Source organism: Bogoriella caseilytica, from assembly GCF_003752405.1.
Classification (GTDB): domain Bacteria; phylum Actinomycetota; class Actinomycetes; order Actinomycetales; family Actinomycetaceae; genus Allobogoriella; species Allobogoriella caseilytica.
Genome location: NZ_RKHK01000001.1, coordinates 2,446,718 through 2,462,094, shown reverse-complemented (window position 1 = coordinate 2,462,094; position 15,377 = coordinate 2,446,718). Strand labels below are relative to the sequence as shown.

Annotated in this window: 17 protein-coding genes and 1 tRNA gene; 11 read left to right on the top strand and 7 right to left on the bottom strand. The window is 68.0% G+C overall.

Annotated elements, in window-relative coordinates; genetic code table 11:
• Positions 1-40 precede the first annotated feature (40 nt).
• Together EDD31_RS11070 and EDD31_RS11065 are read left to right on the top strand one after the other, a co-directional pair.
• Positions 41-745, top strand: coding sequence for a GNAT family N-acetyltransferase (locus tag EDD31_RS11070; protein ID WP_170163281.1), 705 nt, complete (start codon positions 41-43; stop codon positions 743-745).
• Positions 746-908: 163 nt separating this feature from the next.
• Complete coding sequence (locus EDD31_RS11065; protein ID WP_123304208.1) at positions 909-1,958, top strand: homocysteine S-methyltransferase family protein; 1,050 nt, start codon at positions 909-911, stop codon at positions 1,956-1,958.
• A gap of 60 nt (positions 1,959-2,018) precedes the next feature.
• Here the strand turns inward: EDD31_RS11065 and EDD31_RS11060 are convergent, their stop codons facing one another.
• Positions 2,019-3,479, bottom strand: a complete 1,461-nt coding sequence (locus EDD31_RS11060) for a sugar porter family MFS transporter (protein WP_123304207.1) — start codon at positions 3,477-3,479, stop codon at positions 2,019-2,021.
• Between the two features lie 197 nt (positions 3,480-3,676).
• Here EDD31_RS11060 and pdxS point away from each other — a divergent pair, with 197 nt between their 5' ends.
• The 7 genes from pdxS (at position 3,677) to EDD31_RS11025 (ending at position 7,745) form a co-directional block, all read left to right on the top strand.
• Positions 3,677-4,588: a pyridoxal 5'-phosphate synthase lyase subunit PdxS gene (gene pdxS / locus EDD31_RS11055; RefSeq protein ID WP_123304206.1), complete on the top strand. Its 912-nt coding sequence runs from the start codon at positions 3,677-3,679 to the stop codon at positions 4,586-4,588.
• Between the two features lie 34 nt (positions 4,589-4,622).
• On the top strand, positions 4,623-5,243 hold the full coding sequence (gene pdxT / locus EDD31_RS11050; protein ID WP_123304205.1) for a pyridoxal 5'-phosphate synthase glutaminase subunit PdxT: 621 nt from the start codon (positions 4,623-4,625) through the stop codon (positions 5,241-5,243).
• A 22-nt stretch (positions 5,244-5,265) separates the two neighbouring features.
• Positions 5,266-5,595 carry a hypothetical protein gene (locus EDD31_RS11045; RefSeq protein WP_148058937.1) on the top strand — a complete coding sequence of 110 codons (330 nt, stop codon included), beginning with the start codon at positions 5,266-5,268 and terminating at the stop codon, positions 5,593-5,595.
• A gap of 167 nt (positions 5,596-5,762) precedes the next feature.
• The gene (locus tag EDD31_RS11040; RefSeq protein ID WP_123304203.1) at positions 5,763-6,461 is read left to right on the top strand and encodes an ANTAR domain-containing protein; all 699 of its coding nucleotides are present in this window, start codon (positions 5,763-5,765) and stop codon (positions 6,459-6,461) included.
• A gap of 197 nt (positions 6,462-6,658) precedes the next feature.
• Positions 6,659-7,168: a DUF6098 family protein gene (locus EDD31_RS11035; RefSeq protein WP_148058936.1), complete on the top strand. Its 510-nt coding sequence runs from the start codon at positions 6,659-6,661 to the stop codon at positions 7,166-7,168.
• A complete protein-coding gene (bcp, locus tag EDD31_RS11030; RefSeq protein ID WP_123304201.1) occupies positions 7,146-7,622 on the top strand; it encodes a thioredoxin-dependent thiol peroxidase in 477 nt (158 codons plus the stop codon). The genes EDD31_RS11035 and bcp overlap by 23 nt, the downstream gene beginning before the upstream one ends.
• Positions 7,623-7,660: 38 nt before the next feature.
• A tRNA-Leu gene (locus EDD31_RS11025) sits at positions 7,661-7,745 on the top strand.
• 51 nt (positions 7,746-7,796) lie between these two features.
• Here the strand turns inward: EDD31_RS11025 and EDD31_RS11020 are convergent.
• Positions 7,797-8,084 (bottom strand): MGMT family protein, encoded by a 288-nt coding sequence (locus EDD31_RS11020; protein ID WP_123304200.1) that lies wholly within the window; start codon positions 8,082-8,084, stop codon positions 7,797-7,799.
• Between the two features lies 1 nt (position 8,085).
• Entirely contained in the window at positions 8,086-8,898 is an 813-nt protein-coding gene (locus EDD31_RS11015) for a TrmH family RNA methyltransferase (RefSeq protein WP_123304199.1), read from the bottom strand.
• Positions 8,899-9,006: 108 nt separating this feature from the next.
• On the opposite strand from EDD31_RS11015, the gene EDD31_RS11010 reads away from it, so the two are divergent.
• Positions 9,007-9,540, top strand: a complete 534-nt coding sequence (locus tag EDD31_RS11010) for an NUDIX hydrolase family protein (protein ID WP_123304198.1) — start codon at positions 9,007-9,009, stop codon at positions 9,538-9,540.
• A complete protein-coding gene (locus EDD31_RS11005) occupies positions 9,537-9,947 on the top strand; it encodes a DUF3054 domain-containing protein (RefSeq protein WP_123304197.1) in 411 nt (136 codons plus the stop codon). Before EDD31_RS11010 ends, EDD31_RS11005 begins: the two co-directional genes overlap by 4 nt.
• Before the next feature lie 67 nt (positions 9,948-10,014).
• Here the strand turns inward: EDD31_RS11005 and EDD31_RS11000 are convergent, their stop codons facing one another.
• The 4 genes from EDD31_RS11000 to EDD31_RS10985 all read right to left on the bottom strand — a co-directional run bounded on the left by EDD31_RS11000 (position 10,015) and on the right by EDD31_RS10985 (position 15,370).
• Entirely contained in the window at positions 10,015-12,090 is a 2,076-nt protein-coding gene (locus EDD31_RS11000; RefSeq protein WP_148058935.1) for a beta-xylosidase family glycoside hydrolase, read from the bottom strand.
• Positions 12,091-12,207: 117 nt separating this feature from the next.
• Positions 12,208-13,017, bottom strand: a complete 810-nt coding sequence (locus tag EDD31_RS10995) for a carbohydrate ABC transporter permease (protein ID WP_170163328.1) — start codon at positions 13,015-13,017, stop codon at positions 12,208-12,210.
• Between the two features lie 115 nt (positions 13,018-13,132).
• Positions 13,133-14,053 (bottom strand): carbohydrate ABC transporter permease, encoded by a 921-nt coding sequence (locus tag EDD31_RS10990; RefSeq protein WP_123304194.1) that lies wholly within the window; start codon positions 14,051-14,053, stop codon positions 13,133-13,135.
• A 21-nt stretch (positions 14,054-14,074) separates the two neighbouring features.
• Positions 14,075-15,370, bottom strand: coding sequence for an ABC transporter substrate-binding protein (locus EDD31_RS10985; RefSeq protein WP_123304193.1), 1,296 nt, complete (start codon positions 15,368-15,370; stop codon positions 14,075-14,077).
• Between the last annotated feature and the right edge of the window lie 7 nt (positions 15,371-15,377).

The following is a 15,377-nucleotide window of genomic DNA, read 5'->3' as shown; positions in this document are numbered from 1 at the left end:
GATCACGTTCCGCACCACCCGAGAGAGCGGGGAGACGATCATGACCTCCGAACTGGACGACTCACTCGTCCACACCTGGGTGACGGGCTGGGCCCGCACCCACGGCTACGAGGTACGCCACGAGGGCAGCGTCCATGCCGCAGGCCCGAAAGCTGCGGAGCACGACTGGGAGTACGTCGTCTTCTCCCCGGGCGCAGCACAGCTCGACGCGCTCGTGGCAGCAACGCTGGAGAATCAGGACCGGCTGCTCACCGTGATCGACGAGCCCGACGCGAGCCCGATCGGTGAGGACTTGGGCGGCCTGGCGTTGCTCAGCGACGAGGAGAAGCTGATGATCGCCGACATGGCGATCCAGGACGTGGAGGACCCGATCACTCCCCACGGCTACCGCGTCCGCCGCGAGGATCACGAGGGCTGGACGCTCTTCACGGTCACGCACGGCGAGGACGTAGCCGCGCGAGGGCGCATGGCCGTAGCCGATGACTACTGCATCCTCGACCGCATCTACACCGCGCCGGATTATCGACGCCAGGGCCTGGGCACCTTCGTCACCCGGGCGCTGCTGGCCATCGCGCACGAGCACAACGTCTCCGAAGGGCTGCTGGTGGCCACCGGTGACGGTCAGCAACTCTACGAGTACCTCGGCTGGTCTGCGATCGGCACCGTGCAGGTCTTCGGTGCGCCCGGAGCCACCGACCGGCGCCGCCCCTCCCACTCGCAGATCGACGAGGAACTGGCCGGGTAGGCGACCACCAGGTGGACATCCCCGGGGAGCGACGGAAACGGGCGGCCGCACCTCGCTACTGTCTGGGCACCGCGAGCGCAGGCCCGACCCGTCTGGCCGGCATCGGGCTCTGGCCCACCGCCCTGCGCTCGCCACGATGTCCACTCACCGAAAGGAGCGGCACATGGCCGCCCACCCCACCTTCCTGGAACGGCTTGATGCCGGCCCAATGATCTGCGCCGAGGGCTTCCTCTTCGAACTGGAACGGCGCGGCTACCTCACCGCCGGCGAGTTCGTGCCGGAAGTAGCCCTGGAACACCCCGAAGCGTTGCGCGCGCTCCACGTGGACTTCCAGCGAGCCGGCTCGGACATCGTGGAGGCCTTCACCTACAACGGTCACCGCGAGAAGATGCGGGTGATCGGCAAGGAAGATCTCCTCGAGCCGCTCAACCGCGCCGCCCTGCGCATCGCCCGTGAGGTGGCCGATACCCGGCCTGGCGATCTCATGGCCGGGAACATCTCCAACACCAACATCTGGGATCCCGCCGACCCGGCCAAGCAGCGCGAGATCCGCGGCATGTTCGAGGAGATGGTTGGCTGGGCGCTCGAAGAAGGCGCCGACCTCATCGTGGGCGAGACGTTCTACTTCGCCGGTGAGGCGCTCACCGCTCTGGAGGTGGCCAAGGCCTCGGGTTTGCCCGTGGTGTTGACGCTGGCCCCGATGGCCATGGACGCCATGGCCGACGGCCCAGGGATCGTGGAGACCTGCCAGGAACTGGAGCAGGCCGGCGCCGATGTGGTGGGGCTGAACTGCTTCCGCGGACCCGAGACGATGATGCCCTGGCTCAAGCAGATCCGAGAGGCGGTCTCCTGTCACGTGGGTGCGCTCCCCGTGCCCTACCGCACCACCGCCGAAGAACCCACCTTCTTCAACCTTTCCGACGTGCGCGCCGCAGTCCCCTCACCGCACGGCCGGACCTTCCCCACCGCGCTCGACCCGCTCTACACCAACCGCTACGAGATCGAGGCCTTCGCCTCCGAGGCCTACGCACTCGGGGTGAACTATCTGGGCGTGTGCTGCGGAGCCGGGCCGGTGCACATCCGCCAGGTGGCCGAGGCCGTGGGCCTGACCACTGAGGCCAGCCGGTACTCCGAACGCATGGAGAACCACTTCATGTACGGCACGCATGACCGCCTGCCGGAGAACATCGCCGCGCTCGGCTCCCAGGCCTGACCTGCGGGCCACGCCCGCGCGGGTGCGGCGCTACGTCGTGCGGCGCGACATTGCGTGGCGCTATGCGGTGCGCCGCGCCGCCCCCGCGGACTCTGGTCGCGCCTGCGGGCTGTCCGACATGTCCTCGAGCTCCATGCCCTTGGTCTCCGGTACGGCGAAGTACACGAAGAAGAAGGAGATCAGCGCGAAGGTGGCGTAGAAACCGTAGGCGAAGGGCAGCCCGATCTCGGCCATGGTGGGGAAGGAGGTGGAGATCGCGAAGTTCGACAGCCACTGCGCGGCCGCCGCGACGCCGAGGGCGGCCGCCCGGATGCGGTTGGGGAAGAGCTCACCGAGCAGCACCCACACCAGGGGGCCCCAGGTGGCGCCGAAGGCCACGACGAAGACGTTCGCACTCACCAGGGCCACCATGGCCCACGGCTCGCCGAGCTGCGCTTCCTGCGTGCCGTCCGCCAGAGTCTCCAAGGTGGCGAAGGAGAAGGCGACAGCCATCATTCCCAGCGAGAGCGCCATGCCGATCGATCCGCACAGCAGCATGATGCGCCGGCCGATCTTGTCGACCAGGATGATCGCCACGACGGTCACCACGATGTTCGTGACCGAGGTGATCACCGAGACGGTCAGGGCATCACCCTCCTCGAAGCCGACCGAACGCCACAGCGTGGTGGAGTAGTAGAAGATGACGTTGATGCCCACGAACTGCTGAAAGACCGACAGCAGGATGCCGATCCACACCACCGGCTTGAGGCCGAACTTGTCCCCGCGCAGATCGCCGAGGGACTGCTCGCGCTCGTGGTCCAGCGTGGCGCGGATCTCCTCGATCTTGAGGTTCACGTTCGCCACGCCCGTGAAGTCGTAGAGCACCTGGGAGGCCTGATCGAGCTTGCCCCGGGCCACGAGGAAGCGCGGCGACTCCGGAAGCCGGAGGGCGAAGAGTCCGTAGACCGCCGCAGGAATCGCCTCGGCCATGAACATCCATCGCCAGGCCTCGCGCCCGAACCACAACTGCTCTCCCGCTCCCCCGGCAACGTCGGCCAGGACGGCGTCGGACAGCAGGGCGGTGAAGATGCCAGTGACGATGGCCAGTTGCTGCAGGGAGCCGAGCCGCCCACGAACGCGCGCCGGTGAGACCTCGGCGATGTAAGCCGGCGCGATCACCGAGGCGGCCCCGACACCGAGGCCGCCGAGCACGCGCCAAAAGATCAGGTCGGTGACGCCGAAGGCCAGACCCGATCCGAGCGCCGAGGCGAAAAAGAGCGCCGCCGCGATGAGCATGGTGGGCACCCGGCCGAGCTTGTTGGCCACCATGCCCGCGAACCAGGCACCGGCCGCGCACCCCAGCAATGCCGAGGACACTGCGAAGCCCTGCAGGCCCGCGCCGAGGTTGAAGTCCTCCGAGAGGGCGTCCACGGCCCCGTTGATCACGGAGGTGTCGAAACCGAAGAGGAATCCACCCATGGCTGCCGCGAGGCAGATCCCGATGACCCGCCCGTTCAAGCGGCTGACGGCCGGCTGATCCATGCTCCTACTCCTGACGTTGGGTGGTCTGGCCCGGCGGACACTACGTGACCATGGCCGTCAGCGACATCGGGGGCCGGGCCGAACTGCTCGCGGTCTAGAATTGGGAAGGCGCCTCGGCGGCCACCTGAGCATCCGAGAGACTCCACCCCAAGGCCACACCGCCCCAGTGGGCGGCCACCGCAACGCGAAGGACACACGTGAGCAGCGACAGCAGCGCGAGCCCCGAGAACGTGATCGGCACCGCGAAGGTCAAGCGGGGCATGGCGGAGATGCTCAAGGGCGGCGTGATCATGGACGTCGTGACCGCCGAGCAGGCCCGGATCGCTGAGGACGCCGGCGCCGTCGCCGTGATGGCCTTGGAACGCGTGCCCGCCGACATCCGCGCCCAGGGCGGCGTGGCCCGGATGAGCGACCCCGATCTGATCGAGGGCATCATCGCTGAGGTCTCCATCCCGGTGATGGCGAAGGCGCGCATCGGTCACTTCGTGGAGGCCCAGGTGCTCCAGTCCCTCGGCGTGGACTACGTCGACGAGTCCGAGGTGCTCACTCCGGCCGACTACACCCACCACATCGACAAGTGGCAGTTCACCGTGCCCTTCGTGTGCGGCGCCACCAACTTGGGCGAGGCCCTGCGCCGGATCACCGAGGGCGCCGCCATGATCCGCTCCAAGGGCGAGGCGGGTACTGGCGACGTCTCCAACGCCACCACCCACATGCGCTCGATCCGCCAGCAGATCCGCGCCCTGACCGCACTTCCCGAGGACGAGCTCTACGTGGCCGCCAAGGAACTCCAGGCACCCTACGAGCTGGTGAAGGAGGTCGCCAGCACCGGCAGGCTCCCCGTGGTGCTCTTCACCGCCGGCGGGATCGCCACGCCTGCCGATGCCGCCATGATGATGCAGCTGGGCGCCGAGGGCGTCTTCGTCGGCTCGGGCATCTTCAAGTCCGGCAACCCGGCCCAGCGGGCGGAGGCCATCGTCAAGGCCACCACCTTCTACGACGACCCCGACGTGCTCGCCACGGTCTCTCGTGGGTTGGGCGAGGCCATGGTGGGGATCAACGTCGAAGACGTCGCCGAGCCGCACCGCCTGGCTGAGCGCGGCTGGTGACGACCCCGCTGAGCCGCGTGCGCCGCTGTCAATCATGACCGGCCGTCTGCCCGTCATCGGCGTCATGGCCCTGCAGGGTGACGTCCGCGAGCACATCCATGCACTTGAGGCCTCGGGGGCTCACGCTGTCGCAGTGCGCCGGGAACGCGAACTCGCCGGCCTCGACGGGATCGTCCTGCCGGGCGGTGAGTCCACCACCATCGACAAGCTGCTCCGCGCCTTCGAGCTGTTCGAACCGCTGAGGGCCGCGATCGCCGGCGGTCTGCCCACCTACGGATCCTGCGCGGGAATGATCCTGCTCGCGGATCGGCTCATCGACGGAATCGAGGGGCAACGCACCCTCGGCGGGCTCGACGTCACCGTTCGCCGCAACGCCTTCGGGCGCCAGGTGAACTCCTTCGAGACCGATCTGGTGGTCGACGGGACTCCCGACGCCCCGCAGCGCCCCGTGCACGCCGTCTTCATCCGGGCTCCGTGGGTGGAGGAGACCGGTGACGGGGTGCAGGTCCTCGCCCGCGTGCCGAGCGGGGAAGCCGCCGGGAGGATCGTAGCCGTGCGCCAGGGCGAGGTGCTCGCGACTTCCTTCCACCCGGAGATCACCGGTGACTACCGGCTGCACCGGATGTTCGTGGAGATCGTTGCCGGTCATCACTGAGGCTTGTGGCACCATCGTGGCCATGACCCAGGGGAAGAACACCATCAAGCGTCTGTCCGCCCTCGCTGCCGGCCTTGCGCTGGCCAGCCTCGGCCTGGCCGCCTGCCAGACCACGACGTACACCTGCAATAACAACGAGTGCACCGTCAATCTCAGCGGTTCTGGCGCAAGCACCGAGGTGGGCACGAACGAGACCGAGGTGACCCTCGTGCGGGCGGACGGGACCACCGCGAGTTTCACGATCGACGGCGCGGCCGGGGAGTGCACGGAGGGCGAGACGCTGGAGGTCGGCGGGATCTCCGTCACGTGCACGGAGGTCGGCGACGATTCCCTGAGCGTCGATCTGCGTTGACCAGCGCAGCAGCCCAGCGCGACGCGGACCGCGGCTGAGATGTGACGCAATACTGCACCCAGGCGCGCGGGAGCACGACTACGCTCGTGGCACCTCCTCCCTCGGGGGGTCTCTCGCGCGCGCTAGCTGGTGGTCGCGGGAGTTGACCGCGGTAGACAAGGTGTTTCGTGTACGACGACCGGCTCTTCGTCCAGACGCTCTCAGACTTCGTGCGCACGCTCGTCCAGCCGTACGATCCTGACGCTGCGCTCAATGATCTCGCGCTCCGTGTGGCCGAGGTGCTGCAGATCCGTGGAGCCGGTGTCTCCCTGTACGAGAACAACAAGCTCCAGATGGTCACGGCGATCCCGCCCCACCTCAAGCCGCTCGAACTGTTCCAGGAAGAGCATCAGGTGGGGCCGGCGGTGGAGGCCTTCCACACCGGGACGACACGCGAGATCAGTGACCTGGCGGCAGAGCGCGAGCGCTGGCCCGAGTACGTTGCCGCAGCCTTGGGCACCGGGACGACGTCGATCGCGGTCCTTCCCCTGGCGCTCGAAGACGAGGCCTTCGGCACGCTGACCCTGTATGCCGAGCGGCGCGGATGGCCCGAGAGCGACATCGCGGCTGCCTCGGTGCTGGCGGACATGGCGACCGCTTACCTCATCAATGCTTCCACCAACCGCCAGCACACCGAACTCAACAAGCAGCTGTCGCTCGCACTGGACTCGCGGGTGGTGATCGAACAGGCCAAGGGGATCATCGCCGAGCACTGCGGTGTAGCGGTGGCGCAGGCCTTCGAGATGATCCGCAACCACGCCCGGCGGCACAACCTCAAGGTCCGCGACCTCGCAGACGCCATCGTCTCGATGGGACTGCGGCTCTAGTCCCTCCCTCCCCTGGTGGGCGGCGGGATCGCCTGGGCACTATTTGCGCCACGCTCGCTCTGGCGGTTAAGTTGCTCTTTGGCCATCCCGGACCCGATGCGCCATCCAGTCGCTCCAGCCCTCGGCGGCACCCAGATTTCGCCTCTCGGCGAAACCCTTCTGCGGCACTCACCGGTGCCAGATGTTCTGGAGTGTCCATGAATTCGGCTGCCACGCCTGCGTCGTCCCCGCCATTGCGCTCGATCGGTCAGATCGTGCTGCTGATGCAGACCGTCGGACCGCTGTATCTGCACGTCCCGGATCCTCACAGCATCGGAAGCCGCGACGGTGAGTTCCGGGACCCCGAGTCCACCTTCCGCTTACCCGGAGCCCCGGCCTGGAGCCTGCAGCCCGAATCCTGGTGGCTCGATTCCACGGCCACCTGGGTGGCCCGGCGGCTAGCCCGGCACGCTACCCATGCTGCGACCGCGCCCGCGCCCACCCTGCTCTCCGGAGAGATCGTGAGCTGGGGTATCGACGGGCAGCCGCTGATTGGCGGGCACCGCACGGTGGCCTTCCTCGATGCGGACGTCTTCGTCGAAGCACAGGCCACCTACTCCGCGTGGCGCGAGACGGCGCTCCCGCGCGGATCGCGATCCTTGCGTGCGGACACCTCGGAGGATTTCCTTCTGGAAGAATCAGGGCATGACTCGACTGAATCCCGGTGACGCCGCTCCCGACTTCTCGCTCAGTGGCGCCGGCGGCCAGCAGATCTCGCTAGATGCCCTGCGCGCTGAGGCGGAGCAGGGCGTGATCGTGTACTTCTACCCCGCCGCCTCCACGCCCGGTTGCACCACTCAGGCCTGTGACTTCCGTGATTCGCTCGCCTCGCTGACCGCAGCCGGGTACGCCGTCGTGGGGATCTCGCCCGACGAGGTGGACAAGCTCGAGACCTTCGCCGATGCCGAGTCACTCCCCTTCCCCCTTGCCTCGGACCCCGAGCACGAGGTGCTGGAGGCATATGGAGCCTGGGGTGAGAAGGTGAATTACGGCAAGACCTACGTGGGCGTCATCCGTTCCACCGTGGTGGTCGGGGTGGACGGCACGGTCACGCTCGCCCAGTACAACGTCAAGGCAACCGGCCACGTGGCCCGGTTGCGCAAGGCGCTCGGGCTCGACTGACCGGCAGGACGGGGCACGGCGGCTAAGCTGTGCGCCGAGCGCGAGTGGCGGAATTGGCAGACGCGCCAGGTTTAGGTCCTGGTGTCCTCGGACGTGCGGGTTCAAGTCCCGCCTCGCGCACCACCCTGTGACCTCGACCGAAGCGGGCCTCGGTGCCGCACTCGCGGCAGTGACCTACGGTTGCCAGCGGTAGCGCTCGATGTCGACCCAACCTTCGCCGGTCTCGACCCCTTCGGCGCGAAGCAGCGCGAGCTGCGTGCTGGACAACTCGGGCGACGGCTTCCCCTGCGCCCCCAGCACCCGGTGCCAGGGCAGGTCTGAGCCGTCCTCACGTAGGATCCGGCCGACGATCCGCGGCGTGGAAAGGCCCGCGGCATTGGCGATATCGCCGTAGGTGGCCACGCGGCCCTCGGGGATGGCCGCGATCAGTTCGCGGACCCGCTCGTGTGTCTGTTCGTCCATCTCAACCTCGCTGTCGTGCGGCTTCGTACAGGGCCACTGTGGCAGCGCTGGCGGCATTCAGCGAGCTGGCGGCGCCGCCGATGGGGATACGCACCATCACGTCGCAGGCCTCACGCCAGCCGGAACTCACACCATGGGTCTCGTTGCCGATCACCAGCAGGGTCGGCCCCGTCAGGTCGGCCTCGGCGATGACTGCGCTACCTTGCTCATCGGTACCGACCACACGCAGGGGCGAGCCGGCGGCGCGCAGGCCGTCCACCCACTCGATGACCACCTGGTGCGAGGCTGCCCGCACCACCGGCACGGCGAAGAGTGAACCGGTGGATGCTCGCACTGAGCGCGGGTCATAGGGGTCGGCGCTGTGGCCGGTGATGATCAGGGCCCCGCCACCGAAGGCGTCCACCGAGCGGGCGATGGTGCCGACGTTGCCCGGCGTCGTGGGGCGATCGAAGACCACGCCCAGGAAGGGCCGCTCCTCGGTGACGGTGATGCGGGCGAAGTCGTCCTCGGGGAGCCCGACCACGATCACCAGTTCGGGTACCTCCTCATCCTTGCCGCTGAGCTGCGCCAGGAGTTCAGGAGCCATGGCGACGTGACCGGTGGGCACGCGTTCGAGGACGCCGAGCGCCCACCGCGAGAGCGTCCGCTCCGCGTCGTAGACCACGGCGCGCACCTGCCAGCCGTACTCGAGGGCGAGGTTGATCGGGCGCACCCCCTGGACCACGAACTCGCCGGCTCGCTGCCGCTTGTTCCGGTTGTGCAACAGCGCCTCCCACACTTGGAATTGCGCATTGGGCCGCGTGATACGCCGCATCGCTCCACCTCCAGATTGCCGGGCCTTCCGGTCAGGTTCCCACACCCGACCGGCGCCCCTGCGGCCAGCCGCCTCGCATGCGAGAGCCCGCTGCGATAGAAACGAGGGATGAGCGAGATTGCAGCCGACGACGCGGGGCCGTGGCTCTCCCCTGAGGACCTGGACTTCGTGCGCCGCAAGGTGCCGATCCTGTACATCGATGCGCTGCCGGTTCAGCTCGACGAGAACGGTGAGCTGACCGCCATCGGCCTGCTGATGCGCGCCAATGCCGATGGCCACATCACGCGGGCCTTGGTGTCCGGTCGGGTGCTCTTCCACGAGTCCATTCGCGAGGCGCTGGCCCGCCATCTGGAGAAGGACCTCGGCCCCATGGCCCTGCCCCAGCTGCCGGCCTCACTGACGCCCTTCGCGATCGGTGAGTACTTCCCCACCCCGGGCGTGCGCTTTCACGACGAACGCCAGCACGCCGTCTCCCTCGGCTACATCGTCCCGGTCTCGGGTGACTGCCAGCCGCGCAACGACACCCTGGAGACCACCTGGCTCACCCCGACCGAGGCGGTCCTGCCCGAGATCCTGGCCGACCTCTCCGACGGTCACGCCGCTCTGCTCAAGCAGGCCCTGGCCTCGATGGGGAAATCATGACGGATACCGAAGGCACCCAGCAGCCACTGCCGGGATCGCGCCGACCGCTGCGCTGGCTCGGCGTGGATCTCGCCGCGGTCATCGTCTTCACCGTGGTCGGGATGATCAATCACGGCACCGACCTCACGCATTTCCCGCTCGTGCTCTGGCCCTTCATCGCCGGCCTGACCATCGCTTGGATGGTTCCCGCCGTCCGATCTCTGCCACTCCTGGTGTGGCCCACCGGCGTCATCGTGTGGCTGTCCACCACCGCGATCGGACTGCTGCTGCGCGGCGTCCTGCCTGAGGGTGTGGCCGGCGGGGACCTCTCCGGCGCGTTTCCCGTGGTCACCGCCGTGGTCCTCGGCGCACTTCTGATCGGCTGGCGACTCGTGCTGATGTTCATCGGGCGTGCACGGCGGTCCTGAGCGGAGGTAGACCACGGGGCGGGACCCGGCGCGTCTCGGCCTGGGTCCCGCCCCGTGTGGGAGCCCGTTACCCGATGGCCCGACGGCGCAGGGCCAGGCCGGCGAGCACCAGCCCGGCGCCCATCAGGGCGAGGAGGCCCGCGCCGGCGGCCCCGGTGTGAGCGAGTTCCTCGGAGCCGGTGCCGGCCGGGTGGGTTGAAGGACCTGCAGTCCCGCCCTCGGAGTCCGCGACGGGTGCCTGACCTGAGGGCGTGCCGGTGGGCTCTTCGCCTGGAGCCGGATCAGTGGGCTGCTCGCCCGGCGGCGGCTCGGTCGGCTCCTCCCCCGGCGGCGGCTCGGTCGGCTCCTCCCCCGGCGGCGGCTCGGTCGGCTCCTCCCCCGGCGGCGGCTCGGTCGGCTCCTCCCCCGGCGGCGGCTCGGTCGGCTCCTCCCCCGGCGGCGGCTCGGTGTCACCGGCACACGCCTCGCGTTCGGCCTCGGTGGGTGCCCACCGGAACCACGAGAATCGAGCGTCGATCTCCGGGGCAGCGGTCGCGCCCCGCATGGCGAAGGGCCCGACGCCCACCGGATCGATCTGCCCCAAGTCCACCGGGCGGCCCAGCGGCCAGAACACCTCACCATCGGGCGAGATCGTGGCAGTCATCTCCGCGCCGTCGCTGCTCAGCCGCAACCAGAAGGTCTCGTCGAGGTCGGACGGCACCGCGCGAGTGTCCTGGGCGCTGTGGCGATCACTCCCGTTCTGGCGCCAGATGTACTCCAGGCGGGGGCCGTTCGACCCCTGCCCCAGGATGAGTTTGACGTAGTCTGTGTCGCTTTCGTAGACGAGAAGACCGGCCTGCTGGAAGGGTTCGGACACCTCGACCGTGAGCTCCGTCGTCACTTCCCATCCGCTTCCAGGCAGCTCCTGCAGCGGGAAAGCCGCCCCGCTCACGCCGCTGTCGTAGGTGGGGATCACCAGCTCACCGCCGGCCAGTTCGTGGCGGTCGATGTCCTCACGCACCATCGTCCATCGCTGCTCATTGAGGCTCGGACCGTCGAACTCATCGGAGCTGCCCCCCGAGCACATCTGCCGCAGCGGGTCGGGATCGGGCGCAGGCGCCGGTGGGCGTTCGGCGTCGGGATTGTGTCTGGCGTAGGCGATGGTGGCACCGAGGCGGTGGCCGCCCTCATAGAAGAGATAGGTCTGGCCGTCATGGGTGACAATCTCCGGTGCCGCAACCCGGCCCACATCGGGCTCGACGCCGCTGGAGCTGTGGAGTGTCCAGGCCGGGCCGGTCTCGGTCAGCGCGGCGTTGACCGTGCGCGCATGAATGTCGCCCGAGGAGGCGTGGTAGATGACGTACAACTGCCCCTCCCATTCCCACAGGTTCGCGGAGGAGACGTTCTGCCCCTCAGCGAAGCCCGGAACGATCAGCGGCTCCTGCCGGACGTCCCACTCCCGGCCATCGTGCGACTCCGCGACGGCGATGCGCCGGACGTCGTCTTGCCAGTTCCACATGTAGAACATGGCGAAGTCGTACTCGGAATCGGGGTCGGGATGCTCGAACACCCGGGCGTAGGAGGACTCGGTGGTCCCGGGCGGTCCGTCGCTGTTGTCGACCGCGATACCGCCGTACTCGAACGTCACCCCGTCATCCGAGAGTGCATACCGCGTCTCGGAGTTCTCGCCGTGGAAGTACATGATCATCTGCTCCTCCTCCGGATGCCAGAAGGCCTCGGCGGTGGAGACGTGACTCACCCAGTCGTAATGCGGCGGCCACTCGTTCTCGATCAGCGGGCTCCCCGGGTGTTCCACCCACGGACCATCAAGAGAATCCGCATACATCATCGCGATGCCGCCAGGAGGATCGTGGGGGGCGTAGTAGAGGTACCACTCCCCGAGCGGATCGTCGAGGTGCTCGCCGGCATGGAACACACTGGGAAAGATGAACTCGTCGTTCGGGTTGTACTCGAGCTCGTCATAATCAGTGAGGATCCCGGCGAACTCGAAGACGGGCAAGTCACTCTCGCTGGGCCCACCCTCCCCGCCCTCCGGAGCGCCGGCCGCCGGGCCGGCAACTCCCAGGATCAGGGCAGCGCCGGCCGCGACCATGATGCTCGGTGGCCCCGTCCTGGACCGTCTCGTGGTGCTCGAGGTGCGCATGACATTCTCCTCCATCTCTCTGCTCGCCTCGTTGCGAGCAGGGTGTCCACCAGCAGGCGTCTGAGTGCGCGCCGGTGCCGGATACGTGCCGGCGGCCTGCGCCAGCGCGTGGTGTGGTCAGCCTTTGAGGCCGGTCTGAGCCAGGCCCTGGATGAACTGCCGCTGGGCAATGAGGAAGACGACGAGCACGGGGATCACCGTGAGCGTGGTCGCGGCGAGCTGCACGTTCCAGATCGGGCCACCGTAGGCGTCTACGTACTGGGTCAGGGCCTGCGGCAGCGTGAAGTTCTCCCGGCTGGAGAGATACACGATCGGCTCGAGGTACATGTTCCAGGACTTCATGAAGGTAAAGATCGCCACCGCCGCGATGGCCGGACGAGCCAGGGGGAAGGCGATCCGCCAGAAGATGCCCCACCGGCTGAGGCCATCCATTCGCCCGGCCTCCTCCAGCTCCAGCGGTAGGGAGATGAAGAACTGCCGCATGATGAAGGTGCCGAGCACGCTGGGAGCGCCGAAGATCGGAATGACGATCAGGGGCCAATGGGTGTCAATGAGCCCCAGGGAGTTCACCGCCCGGAACAAGGGGACGATCGTCACCTCCGAGGGCACCAAGAGGCCGGCAAGGACCACCACGAAGAGCAGGTTGTTGCCCCGGAACTGGATGCGCGCGAAGGCGTAACCCGCCAGGGAGGCGACCAGGATCGTGCCGATGGTGGACAGCGCGGCGATGTACAGCGAGTTCCAGTACTGGATCGCGAAGGGCTGCAGGTCGAAGACCGCCCGATACGGGGCGAGCGAGGGGTCGGACGGCCAGAGCGTGGGGGGCACGCGCAGGATCTCACTGGTCGTCTTCAGGCTCGAGGTGGCCATCCACCACGTGGGGAACAGGAACGGGACGGACAGCAGGCTGAGCAGCCCCACCAGCATCCAGCGGGTGCGACGCTGCCGTCTGGCGCGGCCCACGCGGCCATGAGCCGGGACCGGGCGCCGCGGGTCGATGGCCGCGGACTTGCGGCCGTCGCGGGTGGGGGCGCCGAGCTGGTCAGTTCTCATGGTGGACCCACCTCTTTCGCGTCTGCCATTGCAGCAGGGTCAGCACCAGCACGATGAGGAAGAGCAGCACGGCAATGGCACTGGCGTAGCCGAACTCGTTGAACTGGAAGGCCTGGCGGTACAGGTAGTAGACGAGCACCGTGGTCGAGTTCCCTGGCCCGCCCTGCGTCATGACGTCGATCAGCGCGAAGGTCTCCAGGGAGCCGACCACCGTGAGGATCGAGACGAGCAGGATGGTGGGGCTGATCATCGGCACGGTGATCGTGCGGAAGCGCCGCCAGGCTCCCGCGCCGTCGAGCGTGGCGGCTTCCTGGATCTCCTCCGGGACACCCTGCAGCGCGGCGAGGAAGAGCACCATGTTCAGCCCGACGTTCTTGAAGACCTGCACGACCACGATGGAGACCATCGCCGTAGTGGAACCGCGCAGCCAGTTCGGCCCGTCGATACCGATGGAGGCGAGCAGCGCGTTGATTCCTCCGTCGGATTGGAGGAGGAAGCCCCACACGATCGTCCACGCCACCAGCGAGACCACCACCGGGGAGAAGAAGGCCACCCGGAAGAAGGTCGTGCCGGGGAGCTTCTGATTGAGCAGCACCGCCAGCAGCAGTGCGAGCGAGATGTTCAGCACCAGGATGCCCGCGGAGAACCACGCGCTGGCGATCAGCGACTGACGCAGCGCAGGGTCGGCGAGCATCCGTTCATAGTTCGCCGCGCCCTCGAAGGTGAAGGTCGCCGCCAGCACGTTCCACTCGTGGAGGCTGAACCACACGACGGCGATCAGCGGCACCATGACGAAGGCGACGGATCCCAGCACGGCCGGAGCCACGAAGAGATAGCCGGTCGCGGCGTCACGGCGTCGCCACGACGATCTGGGGCGGCTACGGCCGCGCACCTCAGCGGTGGCTGTCATGAGCGCTTCCTCCTCCTACGGTCAGTCCTCGAGCAGGGGCTGGGCGGCTTCGCACACATCCGCGAGGACGACGTCCACGTCCGCTTGCGCCGTCCACAGCGAGTCGAGCTCGCCGCGGATCGTGCTCTGCAACTGGGCGAAGTTGGCGTGAGCCGGCTTGGTGATCGCGCCGTCGATCCCACCGACCACCACGGCCTCCAGCTGCTCCTGGCTGAGCATCGGGTTGCCCTCGGCGAGCACAGCAGCGTCCAGCAGGGACTCGCGCGGCGGCGGGAAGTAGGCGGCCAACGCCTCCGCGTTCTCAGGATTGGTGAAGTAGGCGAGGAAATCGGCAGCCACGGCTGGATCCTGGCCGTTCTGCAGGACGCCGAGCCCGGCCTGACCGATGACGTTCTGCTGACCTGCCGGGCCCGCCGGCAGAGGAATCAGATCCCACTCGAAGCTGCCGTCGAGCGCTGAGGCCCGCGAGATCTGGGTGATGGAGAACGTCATGTCACCACCGAAGAAGTCCGGGGTGGACCCGGGGCCGGGCAACGCGCCGTCCACGAAGATCGCCTCGTGCAGCCAGCTCATCGCCTCGACCATCTCGGGCTGCGTGAAGCCGCACTCCGTCCCGTCGGCGGTCCAGGCCTCGGCGTCCCAGCCGCCCCAGACCATGGCGAGGTTCTCCCAGATGGAGTAGTTGAAGTCCCGCACCTCCATGCCATGCCCGCCGATCTCGTCAGCGCTTTCGGCGGAGAGCTCACGCATGGCGTCGAAGGTCCACTCGCCGTCGGCGAGGAGCTGCTGTGGGTCCGGCAGGCCGGCCTCGTCGATGCGATCGGTGTTCACGAACACCGCGAAGGGCGAGTTCGAGAAGGGGTAGGCGTACAACCCGTCGTCCTGCGACCACAACTCCAGCGCGGCAGGCAGCAGATCCTCGTACTCGTAGCCCTCGCTCTCCTCCAGGGCTGGGCGGAGATCGGCCAAGGCCCCGGAGCCGACGAACTCCGGCGCCGTGGACTCGAAGATCCACGCCAGGTCCGGAGTGTTCCCACCGGCCAGCTGGGTGGTCAACGAGGTGGTGTAGTCGTCGAAGGGCAGGGACTCGAAGGTGACCGAGGAGACCAGATCCGGGTTCTCGGCGATGTAGGCGTCTGCGATGTCGTCGAATAGCGCCAACTGGGACTCGTCCGCAGTCCAGACGGTCATGCGCAGGTCGATCGGCTCGTCGGGGTCGGGCTCGCTCACGTCCGTGCCCGAGCCGTTGCAGGCGGCGAGGGCGACAGTGGCGAAGCTGGCGGTCAGTGCGGTGGTGATGGATCGACGTTGAACCATGATGCTC